Below are 12,617 nucleotides of genomic sequence, written 5' to 3'. Positions count from 1 at the left end.
CCAATTCGGACGGGATGTGTCTAAAACAGGTCCCCGTATCTGTGGAGGTTTCGGTTTCTGCCATCGAAAGAAACCGAACAGGAGAGGAAGCTATCGCCGATGACGCCCGATGTGCGCCCGCTTGTTGCCGGAAACTGGAAAATGAACGGCACGCGCGAGTCCCTGACAGAGATCAAGGCTATGGCCGAGGGCGTTCAGGGCGCGCTGTCCGAAAAGGTCGATGCGCTCATCTGCCCGCCGGCAACGCTGCTCTATGTCGCGACCGCGCTTTCAACCGACAGCCCGCTGATGATCGGCGGTCAGGATTGCCATCAGGATGCTTCCGGCGCCCATACGGGTGACATCTCGGCGGAAATGATTGCCGACTGCTTCGGAACCTATGTCATCGTCGGGCATTCGGAGCGGCGCACCGACCACGCCGAAACCGATCATCTGGTGCGCGCCAAGGCGCAGGCGGCCCATGCGGCAGACCTCACCGCCATCATCTGCGTCGGTGAAACGGCGGGCGAGCGGGACGCTTACCAGACCCTCGAGGTCCTGAAGCGCCAGATTTTCAACTCAGTTCCGGAAACGGCGACAGCCGCAAATACCGTGATCGCATACGAACCGGTCTGGGCGATCGGCACCGGGTTCACACCGACCGCCGATGACGTCGAGATCGCCCATGCCTTCATGCGGGCCGAGCTCACGGCCTGCCTCGGAGAGGAGGGGAGGCGCATGCGCATCCTCTACGGCGGCTCGGTGAAGCCCGGAAATGCCCGGGAGCTGATGAGCGTCGAGAATGTGGATGGTGCGCTGATCGGGGGCGCGAGCTTGAAAGCCAACGATTTCCTCGCCATCTATCGGGTCTACGAGACACTGATGGCCTGAGCCTTTCGATAGGGGCTTGGAATGCACGCAGCTCTCATGTAAAGAGCCGCCAACTCTTTTTGTTGTCTCCCCCGCGGAGGCATGGATTTTGATATGCAGACCGTTCTGATCGTTATTCACCTCATGATCGTGCTTGCCCTCGTCGGCGTGGTGCTGATCCAGCGTTCCGAAGGCGGCGGACTGGGCATCGGCGGCGGCTCCGGCTTCATGTCGGCGCGCGGCACGGCCAATGCACTGACCCGCACCACCGCAATCCTCGCGACGCTTTTCTTCCTCACGTCGCTGGCGCTCGGCATCCTGGCAAGATACGAAAGCCGCCCGAGCGATATCCTGAACCGTATTCCGCAGAGCCAGCAAGGTCAGGGCAGCGGCATTCTCGACCAGCTTGGTCCCGCCCCGACACAGACCCCGGCCCCCGCGGAAAACGGCGTTCCGTCCGGTTCCGGCGCGGCTGCGCCCGCTCCTGCGACTCCTGCAACGGGTGCAGCTCCGGCAACGCCGGCCGCACCTTCTGCTCCGGCGGAACCCGCCGCTCCGGCCGCACCTTCGGGTGTCCCGACCGGCCAATAAGGTCCGGTCAACGCTTAAAGCTCCGGCAGGCCAAAAGCCTGCCGGTTTTATTTTGGGAAGATTCCACAGCCGTTTTGCCGAAACGGACAATTTGTGCTGGCGGAATCACGAATGAAAAGGTATCCGGTGACTCCCATGGCGCGATATGTATTCATCACTGGCGGCGTGGTTTCCTCCCTCGGAAAAGGAATTGCGGCCGCGGCACTTGGAGCACTGCTGCAAGCCCGGGGCTACCGGGTGCGGCTCAGAAAACTCGACCCCTATCTGAACGTGGATCCGGGCACGATGAGCCCGACCCAGCACGGCGAAGTCTTCGTGACCGATGACGGGGCGGAAACCGATCTCGATCTCGGCCATTACGAACGCTTCACGGGGCGTTCTGCGACCAAGACCGACAACATCACCACCGGCCGCATCTACAAGAACATCATCGACAAGGAACGCCGCGGCGACTATCTCGGCGCGACAGTGCAGGTCATTCCGCACGTCACCAACGAGATCAAGGATTTCGTGACCGAAGGCAACGAGGACTACGATTTCGTCATCTGCGAGATCGGCGGTACCGTCGGCGACATCGAGGCGATGCCGTTCCTGGAAGCGATCCGCCAGCTTGGCAACGACCTGCCGCGCGGCACGGCCGTCTACCTGCACCTGACCCTGATGCCTTACATTCCGGCAGCGGGCGAGCTCAAGACCAAGCCGACCCAGCATTCGGTGAAGGAACTGCAGGCGCTCGGCATTGCGCCCGACATCCTGCTGGTGCGCGCCGACCGGGAAATCCCGGAGGCCGAACGGCGCAAGCTGTCGCTGTTCTGCAACGTACGGCCTTCCGCCGTCATCCAGGCGCTCGACGTCGCCAACATCTACGACGTGCCAATGGCCTATCACAAGGAAGGCCTCGACAACGAAGTGCTTGCCGCCTTCGGCATCGAGCCGGCACCGAAGCCGCGTCTCGAACCCTGGGAAGAGGTCTGCAACCGCATCCGCACGCCGGAAGGCGAGGTGACGATCGCGGTGGTCGGCAAATATACCGGCCTCAAAGACGCCTACAAGTCACTGATAGAGGCGCTGCATCACGGCGGCATCGCCAATCACGTCAAGGTCAAGATCGAGTGGATCGAGTCGGAAATCTTCGAGAAGGAAGATCCCGCGCCGTATCTGGAAAAGGTCAACGGCATCCTCGTGCCGGGCGGTTTCGGCGAGCGCGGCTCGCAGGGCAAGATCAATGCGGCGCGCTATGCCCGTGAAAAGAACGTGCCTTATTTCGGAATCTGCTTCGGCATGCAGATGGCAGTCATCGAGGCGGCCCGCAATCTCGCCGGCATCGACAAGGCTTCTTCGACCGAATTCGGTCCCACCAAGGAGCCGGTGGTCGGCCTGATGACCGAATGGGTGAAAGGCAACGAGCTCGAGAAGCGCTCTGCTTCGGGTGACCTTGGCGGCACGATGCGCCTCGGTGCCTACAAGGCAACTCTGAAGCGTGAAACGAAGATCGCCGATATCTATGGCTCCACCGATATTTCCGAGCGTCATCGCCACCGTTACGAGGTCAATATCGACTACAAGGACCGGCTGGAGAAATGCGGCCTGGTGTTCTCGGGCATGTCGCCGGATGGCGTGCTGCCTGAGACGATCGAATATCCCGATCATCCGTGGTTCATCGGCGTGCAATATCATCCGGAGCTGAAGAGCCGGCCGCTCGATCCGCACCCGCTCTTTGCCAGCTTCATAGAAGCGGCCCTGGAACAGAGCCGGTTGGTTTAATGCGTTTAGAAAACCCGGCTTCGGCCGGGTTTTCTGATTCACGTCCCGCTTCAGGCAGCCTGAGGCAGCGGGCCGACATAAACCGAGCGTGGTCGGATGAGCCGGCCTTCAAGCGCCTGTTCACGGGCATGAGCGATCCAACCGACCGTGCGGCCGATCGCGAAGACCCCGGTGAACGCTTCGCGCGGAAACTTCAGCGCATCCAGCAGCAGAGCCGTGTAGAACTCCACATTGACGTCGAGCGGCCGGTCCGGCTTGCGTTCCCTCAGGATGGCAAGCGCTGCCTGTTCGACCGCTTCCGCAAGCCGGATGCGGTCATGATCGACCTGGCCGGTTGCGATCAACGGTTTCAGGGCACCTTTCAATGCATCGGCGCGCGGATCGCGGACGCGGTAGATCCGGTGGCCGAATCCCATCAGGCGCTCGCCGCGATCGAGCGCATGGCCAAGCCAGGTTTTTGCATCGGCTTCAGTACCGACGGCATCCAGCATGTCGAGTACCGGCCCCGGAGCGCCTCCATGCAGAGGTCCCTTAAGCGCGCTGATCGCCGCCAGGACCGACGAAGTGAGGCCGGCTCTCGTGGAGGCGATGACCCGGGAGGCGAAAGTGGAAGCATTCAGCCCGTGGTCGGAAATCGTCACCAAATAGGCATCAAGGGCGGATACCTGTTCCCGGCTCGGGAGATTCGCATTCAGCATAGCCAGGATGTCGGCGGATTGCGAAAGCGACGGACTCGGCGCGACAGGTGTCTCGCCCTTCTGCAGCCTCAGCAAGGCCGGCAGGAAGACGGCAGGAGCGGCCAGCAGCCGCAGCACGGTTTCGAAATCCTCGCCGTCCGGCAGTCTTGCGATAAGAGCCCGCATGCCATCCACCGGTGGTAATTCCTGGAGTGCCTCATCCGCCGCCTGGACATGCGCAAAGACTTCGGCACGCATGCGGCCGAGCCGGGTCTTCAAGTCATCCGCAATGACAGGACGATCCAGTAGACCCTCCAGCAGCAGGGCTGCGGTATCCTCATACGTCGCGCGCTCGACAAGACGATCCAGCGATACGCCACGAATAACCAGGCGTCCGGCTTCACCATCCACGTCCGACAACCGGGTTTCGGCGGCAACGACGTCTTCAAGTCCATTCTTCATGGGTGTTTCTCCTTTACGGCGAGGATGATCCGCCCTAGTCTTGTTGACGTCAATCTTGATGCAATCGATCAATATGAACATACTCTGGATCACCGCCGACGAGGCCCTTGCCCGGCTCGGAACCAAACCGCAGACGCTCTACGCCAATGTCAGCCGCGGACGCATCCGTGCCAAGCCGGACCCTGCCGACCCGCGTCGCAGCCTTTACCGGGCCAGCGATGTGCAGCGGCTCGCAGAGCGCCATGCCGGCCGGCGCCAGGCGGCTGCGGTCGCGGCGGAAGCCATCCGCTGGGGCGATCCGGTTCTGCCGACCGCCATCTCGACGATTTCCGACGGAAAATTGTTCTATCGCGGTCATGATGCGATCGAGCTTGCCGGCCATGCGACGCTGGAAAAGGTCGCCGCCCTTCTTTGGAACAGCCAGGACATCCGTGTCGAAACGGGTGAGCACCGAACGGGAGAGGCGTCACGCATGGCAAATGCCCTGGCAGTCCTTGCGGCGCGCGTCATGAACGACCTGCCGGCATTGGGCAGGACGCCTTCCGTCCTGCAAGCCGAGGCTGTCTCGGTGCTCTCCACGGTGGCCGCCGGGCTCGCACCGTGGAATGGCGAGCCGGTGTCACTGCATCAGCGCCTTGCGCTTGGCTGGCAACGGCCCGAAGCGGCCGACCCGATCCGCAGGGCGCTGGTGCTTGCGGCGGAGCATGAGCTCGCCGTCTCGGCTTTCGCGGCACGCGTCACCGCATCATCCGGTGCGGCCCTTTCGGCAGCAACGCTTTCGGGATTGGCGACGCTGACCGGTCCACGGCATGGCGGCGCATGGCTCAGCGTCACGCGGCTTGCGGAACAGGCCGTATCTGTCGGCGTGCGGGAAGCGATTCGGGGCGCCCTGTCATCGGAAGGACTGGTGCGGGCCTTCGGCCACCGGCTCTACCCGCAGGGCGATCCCCGCGCCAAGGCCCTGTTGGCAAGCTTCGAGGTTCCACCCCTCTACAGATTCCTGGCGGAAGCCGGAGAGGAACTGCTCGGCGAGCCGGCCAATATCGATTTCGCACTTGCCGCGCTTGCGGCCACGTTCGGGCTACCGGAAGACTCACCGCTCGTCATCTTCGCTCTTGCCCGTACCCCCGGCTGGCTCGCGCATGCCATGGAGCAGGTCGATAGCGGCCAGCTGATTCGACCGCGGGCCCGTTATGCAGGCATCCCGCCAGACGATGCTCTTTGAGGCCATGCGAGGGCTCTTGCACCGCGCCTGAACCCCGCTTCCCAAAGCCCCTATAGCGTTTCAGGACCGGATGGATTCGTTCTGGCCTTGTAGGCTGCGAGCGCTCTGTCTCGGGCAAGGCCGTGATCGACGATCGGCCTCGGATAGGTTCGGCCGAGCTCGATTCCGGCCTTATCCAGAACGTACTTCGGAGCATCGAAGGGCTTGTGGATGTACTTGCGGTCCAGGTTGCCGAGTTCCGGTACGTGCTCGCGCACGTAATCGCCCTCCGGATCGAATCTCTCGCCTTGCAGGACCGGGTTGAAGATACGGAAGAAGGGCGAAGCGTCGGCGCCCGAGCCCGCGACCCACTGCCAGTTTGCGGCATTGTTGGCCGGATCGGCATCGACCAGTGTATCGCGGAACCACTTCTCGCCTTTCCGCCAGTCGATCATCAGATCCTTGATGAGAAAAGATGCGGTGATCATCCGCACCCGATTATGCATGAAGCCGTAGCGCCAGAGTTGGCGCATGCCGGCATCGACGATCGGGTAACCCGTCAGCCCCTTCGTCCAGGCGCGGAATTCCTTCGCATCATACCCCCACTGGAAGGTATCGAAAGTGTTGTCCCAGTTCTTCTCGTCCAGTTCCGGGAACTCAATCAGCAGGCTGTAGCAGAAGTCGCGCCATGCGAGTTCACGGCGAAAATGTACCACATCTTCGGAAGCGGTCTTCGGCATGCCCCTGGTCGCATGCCAGATACGAGCCGGGGAAATCTCTCCGTGGGTGAGATGGGGCGACAGCAAGGACGTGGCTCGGACGCTCGGCAGGTCACGACCATGCTTGTAGTCCTGGAGCTTCCGGTCGATAAAGTCGGCGAGCTTTTCCCGAGCGCCATCTTCACCGGGGGTCCATATTGCCGGGAACCCGGCCGCCCAGTCTGGCTTTTTCGGAAGAAGTCCCCAACTGTCCAGTCTCTCTGACCGGTGATGATGATCCTGCGAAGGAATTTTCAGCGGCGGGCCGATCGGCTCCCGCGGCTCGCCGGCCTTTTGCAGAGCGTTCCAGAACGGTGTGAAAACCCTGAAAGCCCTACCGGCGCCGGTGCGGATCGCATGCGGCTCTTGCAGAAGCTGGCCATGAAACGCACGGACGGCGATATCGCGCTTCTTCAGTTCGAGCGCGATGCCGCGATCGACCTGATGCCGCTCATAGGCGCGATTGACAAAAACCATGCGAGCGCCAGTCTGGCGGGCGAGATCGACCAGCACGTCCTCCGCCTTTCCGGAAATCAATGTCAGGCCGCTGCCGGCGGACTTCAGGGATTTCGCCAGCGCCGTCAGGGAGTGATGCAGCCACCATCGCTGAGCGGCTCCCAGCGGGCCGACATTCAAATGCTGCGGTTCACGGATGTAGACCGGAATGACTGGGCCGCCGGTTTCCATCGCCGCGTGCAATGCCGGGTTGTCATCCAGGCGCAAATCCCTGCGGAACCAGACGATGCTGGGGACTTCTGATTTCGGCACACTATTCTCCGTGAGGGGACAATGCTTCCCAAGCTCCGGATTTAGTCGATATCCGGATCGTCGTCAGGGACGTATCAGCAGTACGGGACAAGGAGAGCCTGCAGGCAGTTCCGGCGCGTGCGGAGGGCGGATGATCAGCCCGCCGGACTGGGCAAAAATCTTCATCATCGAAGAATCCTGTTTCTGGAAGGCCTCGGCCACCAGATTACCGGCGTGATCCTTCGAGATCCTCGCACGCAGATAATCCTGGCGCTGGTCGTTGGCGGCCAGCGCCTTCGTCGTGATGCCTTCCACTTCGCGATGCCTTTCCGGCAGGCGGGCGAGCTTGCGAAGCAGCGGCTCCAGAAAGAGCATACCGGTAACCAGGCTTGCGACCGGATTGCCCGGCAGGCCGAGCACCTGCATGCCTTCAAGGGTCCCGACCATGAGCGGCTTGCCTGGCCGCATGGCGATCCGCCAGAAATCGAGTTGCATGCCTGCGTTCTTCAGCGTCGCCTGCACGAGGTCGTGATCGCCGACCGAGGCGCCACCAAGCGTCACCAGCACATCGGCTTGCGCGGCGCGGGCCTTTTCGATCGCAACAGCGATATCTTCCTGCCGATCCCTGACGATGCCGAAGTCCAGAACCTCGCCGCCATTGTCGCGCACCAGCGCGGAAATACCGAACGTGTTGGACGCGATGATCTGCGCCAGACCGGGTGTGTCGCCGGGCAAGACCAGTTCGTCGCCGGTCGCCAGGATTGCGACGCGCGGACGGCGATAGACGGAAAGCTCCGGATGGTTCATCGCAGCGGCGACCGTCAGGTGCGAAAAATCGAGAAGGGTGCCGGGATGGAGCACCGTCTCGCCCTCAAAAAAGTCCTGGCCGCGCGGGCGTACATGCCGGCCCTTCACGACGGCGAAGGTTGTGCGGATACGGTTGCCGTCGAGCCTTTCGGCATCCTCCTGGATCAATACGGAATCGGCACCTTCCGGCAGGGGCGCTCCCGTGAAGATGCGAACGGTCTCCCCTTTGCCGACCACCCCTTCGAAAGCATGGCCGGCAGCGGCACTGCCGATAACCGTCAATTCGGAGCCGATCGCAGATGCATCTTCGGCCCGCAAAGCATAACCATCCATCGCGGAAGCATCGAATGGCGGCTGAGTAAGCCGGGCGACCACTTCGGCCGCCAGAATCCGGCCGCTGGCCTCGCCAAGCGGAACGGTTTCGCTTCCGGCAATCGGGTCCGCCTTGTCCAGCAGGCGGCTCTTCGCCTCGGAAACGGGCAACAATGCCATCTCTCAGCCCTCCCACTCAGTCCTTTGGGCGATAGGTTCCGGACTTGCCGCCGGTCTTTTCGAGAAGACGAATCCCCCCGATCTCCATCCCCTTGTCGGCGGCCTTGGCCATGTCATAGATCGTCAGGCACGAGACGGAAACCGCCGTCAGCGCCTCCATCTCGACGCCGGTTTTGCCGGTAAGCTTCGCTGTCGCCGTAACGCGCAGCCCCGGAAGCGTCTCGTCTTCCGTGATATCCACCGAAACCTTGGTCAGCATCAGCGGATGGCAGAGCGGGATGAGGTCCGACGTCTTCTTGGCTGCCATGATGCCGGCCAGTCGCGCCGTGCCGATCACATCGCCCTTTTTAGCGTTGCCCTCGCGGATCAACGAGAGCGTTTCCGGCAGCATGCGGACGTAACCTTCGGCCGTCGCCGAACGGTTCGTCTCGGCCTTGTCGCCGACATCGACCATATGCGCCTCGCCGGACGCGCCGATATGGGTGAGGTTCGCCATTATTCCGCCGCCAGGGTCGCGGTCCCGCCGGTCAGGAGCAGGCGGGTCGCCGCAGCCACGTCGTCCTTGCGCATCAGGCTTTCGCCGACGAGGAAGGTATTGATGCCGACCTGTCTGAGGCGCTGGCAATCCTCGTGCGTGAAAATGCCGCTTTCTCCGACGAGCAGACGATCGGCCGGCACCATCGGGGCCAGTTTCTCGCTCGTTTCCAGGCTCAATTCGAAGGTGCGCAGGTTACGGTTGTTGATACCGATCAGCGGCGAGGGGAGTTTGAGCGCCCGCTCCATCTCTTCGGCATCATGGACCTCGATCAGCACGTCCATGCCGAGTTCTGCGGCAACATCGTAAAGCTCGCGCGCCTCACCATCGGACAGCGAGGCCATGATCAGCAGGATACAGTCGGCGCCCCAGGCACGCGCCTCATAGACCTGATAGGGCTCGAACATGAAATCCTTGCGCAGAGCAGGAAGCGAGCAGGCATTACGGGCCGCGGTCAAAAATTCCGGAGCTCCCTGGAAGCTCGGCTTGTCGGTCAATACCGAAAGGCAGGCGGCGCCGCCGGCTTCATAAGCGGCTGCAAGGGCAGGGGGGTCGAAATCCGGGCGGATCAGGCCCTTTGACGGGCTGGCCTTCTTGATCTCGGCAATGAGACCGAATCCGCCTGCATCCTGCTTTGCCTTCAGCGCCCGATAGAAACCGCGCGGGGCCGGCTGGTTGGCGGCGCGGACCTTCACCTCGGCGAGCGGCACACTCGCCTTGGCAGCGGCGATTTCCTCGCGCTTGTAGGCTTCGATCTTCTTCAGGATATCGGTCACGGCTTCAATCCTTTTCGTTCGAGACGGCGACGAGGCGGTCGAGGGCCGCCGCTGCCTCGCCGCTTTCCAGCGAACGGGTGGCAAGCCTCATGCCATCCGCGATCGTCTCCGCCTTGCCGGCAATCACCAGGGCCGCCGCCGCATTGCAAAGGGCGATATCGCGATAGGCATTTTTCGCACCGGCAAGCACCGCGCGCAAGGCCGCGGCATTGACCACGCCATCGCCGCCTTTGAGTTCGGCAAGCGTCGCAGGCTGCACACCGAAATCCATCGGTGTCAGCTCGAAGGAACGGATCTTGCCGTCTTCCAGCGCGGTAACCTGGGTGATGCCTGTCGTGGTGATTTCATCCATACCGTCGCCATGCACCACCCAGACGGTTTCGGAGCCCAGGTCGCGCAGCACTTCAGCGATCGGCTCCAGCCATTTCGGCGCGAAGACACCGAGAAGCTGGCGCTTGGCTCCGGCCGGGTTTGAGAGGGGACCAAGCAGGTTGAAGATCGTGCGCGTGCCGAGCTCGACGCGACTCGGGCCGACATGGCGCATCGCCGCATGATGCATAGAGGCGAACATGAAGCCGATGCCGGCTTCCCTGATGCAGCGGGCTATCAGTTCAGGGCCGATTTCCAGATCGACGCCCAGCACCGACAGCGCGTCGGCCGTGCCGGATTTCGAACTCTGCGCCCGATTGCCATGCTTGGCGACCGGCACGCCGCAGCCGGCGACGATGAGCGAGGCGAGGGTGGAAATATTGTATGTACCCAGTCCGTCGCCACCGGTGCCGACGATATCGATCGCGTCAGCCGGGGCTTCGACGGGCAGCATCTTGGCGCGCATGGTTGCGACTGCGCCGGTAATCTCTGCGACAGTCTCGCCGCGAACACGCAGTGCCATCAGGAAGCCACCGATCTGCGACGGCGTTGCCTCTCCCGACATCAGGATGTCGAAAGCCTCGCGCGCTTGCTCACGCGTCAGACTCTCGCCATTGGCGACCTTGGCGATAAGGGGTTTCAGCTCAGGCATACTCGGTTACCTCGCGCGTCACTGGAGCATGACCTGATTAAGGACGGTCTGGTTGACGGAGACGCCATAACTGTTCTTCAGGCTGTTAACCATCTGATCGAGCATGTCGTCGCCGACCGCCTCCGCCATACGCTCCAGTTGCTCATCGCCGGAAAGCGCATCGGTGGTCACCTGATCGACGGCTGTGACCTTCATCAGGAGACGGCTTTCACCATCGGCGCCAAGCGCGGTGGCAATGATGCCGACCGGGCCGGAGAAAGCTGCCGCGATCGCTTCACCTCCGAAAATCGCGTCCTCCTCACCGCGGCGCAGGCCCTGCTTGTTTTCGACCGAAAGGCCGAGCTCTGCGCCGATGGCCTCAATCGTCTCGCCCTTATCCAGGCGGCCCTTGAGCTCATTGGCCTTGGCTGCCAGCGCCTGGCGCTGCTGGTCCGCGGTCCAGTCGGCAATCGCCTTGTCGCGCACTTCGGCAAGCGGCCTGTCGCGCTCGGGGACGATGTTGCGGACCTCGAACCAGACATAACCGTCATTGCCGAGGTTTACCGGGATGGTATCGGCGCCAGGCTCGGTGCGGAAGACCTCGCCGAGCAACTGATTGGAAGCCGGAATATCCTCGATACGCTGCTCCTGTTCGTTGCGACCCGACGCGTCGGCGGTCACGGTGACGATCTTGAGGTTGAGGTCTCTGGCTGTATCCTCAAGCGACGTGCCGCCGCTGCGCATGTCCTCGAACCGATCGTGGACGTTCAGGACTTCCTGGGAGGCTGCAGAAACCGCGAGCTGCTTGCGGATATCTTCCTTTACCTCGTCGAACGAACGGGTCGTTTCCGGGCGAATATTGGTGACGCGCAGGATCACCGGACCAAAGGTGCCGTCGATGACGGGCGTCGTGCCGCCAGCCGCTGCAACCTTGAAGGCGGGCTCGGCAAAAGTCGGATCCGGCATGTTATCTCGGGTGAAATCACCCAGCAGCACGTCGGTCGCCGTCTTGCCCTGGTCCTTGATGATCTGGTCGAAGGTCGCCGTACCATCCTTGAGCTGCGTTGCGGCAGCTTCCGCCATTTCCTTGTCCGGGAAGGTAAGCTGCTCGATCGTGCGGGTTTCGTGGGTCTTGTAGCTGTCCTTGCTTTTCTCGTACTGGGCACGCACCTGATCATCGGTGATCGAGGACGCATCAGCGATATCGGCCGGCTGCAGTTTTACATAGGCGAAAGTCCGGTATTCCGGCGCCCGATAACGGCTTTTCACACCTTCAAACCAGGCGGATAGCACGTCGTCGGTCGGCGCCTTGACCGGATCGATATTGGCGTTGGAGAGCAGGAGATAGTCAACGGAACGGCTCTCATCGCGATAGTGCTTCAAGGCGTCGACGAGCACTTGCGGCGGCTTGAATCCGTCGGACACCGCCTCGACGACCTGGCTTCGCACCGCAACCTTGCTGCGCTCCTTGATATAGTCATCCTCCCGGATACCTGCATTGCGCAGCCTCGACGTGAAGAGGTTGCGATCAAACTGGCCGTTGACGCCCTTGAAGGCCGGATCCTCGGCGATCAGGCCCGCGAGCCTTTCCTCGGAAAGACCAAGGTTCATATCATCCGAAAGCTGATCGAGCGCAGCGCCGGCAGCAAGCTGGGCAAAAACCTCGTTCTCGACACCAAAGGCGCGCGCCTGCTCGGCGGTCAGTTGCGTGCCAAACTGGCGGCTCAGATTGGCGATCTGGCGCTGGTAGGCCAGGCGGAATTCCTCAGCCGATATCTGCTGGTCCCCGACCGTCATCACCGTATTGCCGTTTGCCGTCAACATCGAACTGGAAACACCCCAGATGCCGAAGGAAACGACCAGAAGCAGGAGGAGAGCCTTGGCAACCCAGGAGCGGGCGGCGTTTCTGAGGGAATCAAGCATCGATCAACATACCTTGCGAATAGTCCTGCCGC

General features: G+C 62.2%; 11 protein-coding genes. 4 read left to right on the top strand and 7 right to left on the bottom strand.

The features are described from left to right. The first annotated feature begins 99 nt into the window (after positions 1–99). The 3 genes from tpiA to JL39_RS05100 all read left to right on the top strand — a co-directional run bounded on the left by tpiA (position 100) and on the right by JL39_RS05100 (position 3,204). Positions 100–870, top strand: coding sequence for a triose-phosphate isomerase (gene tpiA / locus JL39_RS05110; RefSeq protein WP_037146966.1), 771 nt, complete (start codon positions 100–102; stop codon positions 868–870). 93 nt (positions 871–963) lie between these two features. Beyond that, positions 964–1,440, top strand: a complete 477-nt coding sequence (secG, locus tag JL39_RS05105; RefSeq protein WP_081952755.1) for a preprotein translocase subunit SecG — start codon at positions 964–966, stop codon at positions 1,438–1,440. 126 nt (positions 1,441–1,566) lie between these two features. Next, positions 1,567–3,204, top strand: a complete 1,638-nt coding sequence (locus JL39_RS05100) for a CTP synthase (protein WP_280107519.1) — start codon at positions 1,567–1,569, stop codon at positions 3,202–3,204. Between the two features lie 50 nt (positions 3,205–3,254). On the opposite strand, the gene JL39_RS05095 is transcribed toward JL39_RS05100, so the two are convergent. Continuing rightward, entirely contained in the window at positions 3,255–4,343 is a 1,089-nt protein-coding gene (locus JL39_RS05095) for a citrate synthase/methylcitrate synthase (protein ID WP_037146959.1), read from the bottom strand. Positions 4,344–4,422: 79 nt separating this feature from the next. On the opposite strand from JL39_RS05095, the gene JL39_RS05090 reads away from it, so the two are divergent. Next, positions 4,423–5,568, top strand: coding sequence for a citrate synthase (locus JL39_RS05090; protein ID WP_037148447.1), 1,146 nt, complete (start codon positions 4,423–4,425; stop codon positions 5,566–5,568). Between the two features lie 50 nt (positions 5,569–5,618). Here the strand turns inward: JL39_RS05090 and JL39_RS05085 are convergent, their stop codons facing one another. From JL39_RS05085 to JL39_RS05060, 6 genes are all read right to left on the bottom strand, one after another. After that, positions 5,619–7,073: a deoxyribodipyrimidine photo-lyase gene (locus JL39_RS05085; protein WP_037146957.1), complete on the bottom strand. Its 1,455-nt coding sequence runs from the start codon at positions 7,071–7,073 to the stop codon at positions 5,619–5,621. A gap of 63 nt (positions 7,074–7,136) precedes the next feature. Further along, a complete protein-coding gene (glp, locus tag JL39_RS05080) occupies positions 7,137–8,351 on the bottom strand; it encodes a gephyrin-like molybdotransferase Glp (RefSeq protein WP_037146955.1) in 1,215 nt (404 codons plus the stop codon). A gap of 16 nt (positions 8,352–8,367) precedes the next feature. Then, complete coding sequence (moaC, locus tag JL39_RS05075; protein ID WP_037146952.1) at positions 8,368–8,847, bottom strand: cyclic pyranopterin monophosphate synthase MoaC; 480 nt, start codon at positions 8,845–8,847, stop codon at positions 8,368–8,370. Further along, a complete protein-coding gene (gene trpC, locus JL39_RS05070; protein WP_037146950.1) occupies positions 8,847–9,662 on the bottom strand; it encodes an indole-3-glycerol phosphate synthase TrpC in 816 nt (271 codons plus the stop codon). Before trpC ends, moaC begins: the two co-directional genes overlap by 1 nt. 4 nt (positions 9,663–9,666) lie before the next feature. Further along, complete coding sequence (trpD, locus tag JL39_RS05065) at positions 9,667–10,683, bottom strand: anthranilate phosphoribosyltransferase (protein WP_037146948.1); 1,017 nt, start codon at positions 10,681–10,683, stop codon at positions 9,667–9,669. 18 nt (positions 10,684–10,701) lie between these two features. Further along, complete coding sequence (locus tag JL39_RS05060) at positions 10,702–12,585, bottom strand: peptidylprolyl isomerase (protein ID WP_037146946.1); 1,884 nt, start codon at positions 12,583–12,585, stop codon at positions 10,702–10,704. Positions 12,586–12,617 lie beyond the last annotated feature (32 nt).

This window comes from Rhizobium sp. YS-1r (assembly GCF_000757525.1).
GTDB classification, from domain to species: domain Bacteria; phylum Pseudomonadota; class Alphaproteobacteria; order Rhizobiales; family Rhizobiaceae; genus Neorhizobium; species Neorhizobium petrolearium.
Note: the sequence above shows the minus strand (reverse complement) of the source record. Positions and strands in the feature narration are given on the sequence as shown.

Bases quoted from the DNA above. Each gene is read 5' to 3' on its own strand.
- JL39_RS05095 (WP_037146959.1), bottom strand. From the start codon at position 4,343: ATGAAGAATGGACTTGAAGACGTCGTTGCCGCCGAAACCCGGTTGTCG.
- secG (WP_081952755.1), top strand. From the start codon at position 964: ATGCAGACCGTTCTGATCGTTATTCACCTCATGATCGTGCTTGCCCTC.
- JL39_RS05060 (WP_037146946.1), bottom strand. From the start codon at position 12,585: ATGCTTGATTCCCTCAGAAACGCCGCCCGCTCCTGGGTTGCCAAGGCT.
- moaC (WP_037146952.1), bottom strand. From the start codon at position 8,847: ATGGCGAACCTCACCCATATCGGCGCGTCCGGCGAGGCGCATATGGTC.
- glp (WP_037146955.1), bottom strand. From the start codon at position 8,351: ATGGCATTGTTGCCCGTTTCCGAGGCGAAGAGCCGCCTGCTGGACAAG.
- trpD (WP_037146948.1), bottom strand. From the start codon at position 10,683: ATGCCTGAGCTGAAACCCCTTATCGCCAAGGTCGCCAATGGCGAGAGT.
- tpiA (WP_037146966.1), top strand. From the start codon at position 100: ATGACGCCCGATGTGCGCCCGCTTGTTGCCGGAAACTGGAAAATGAAC.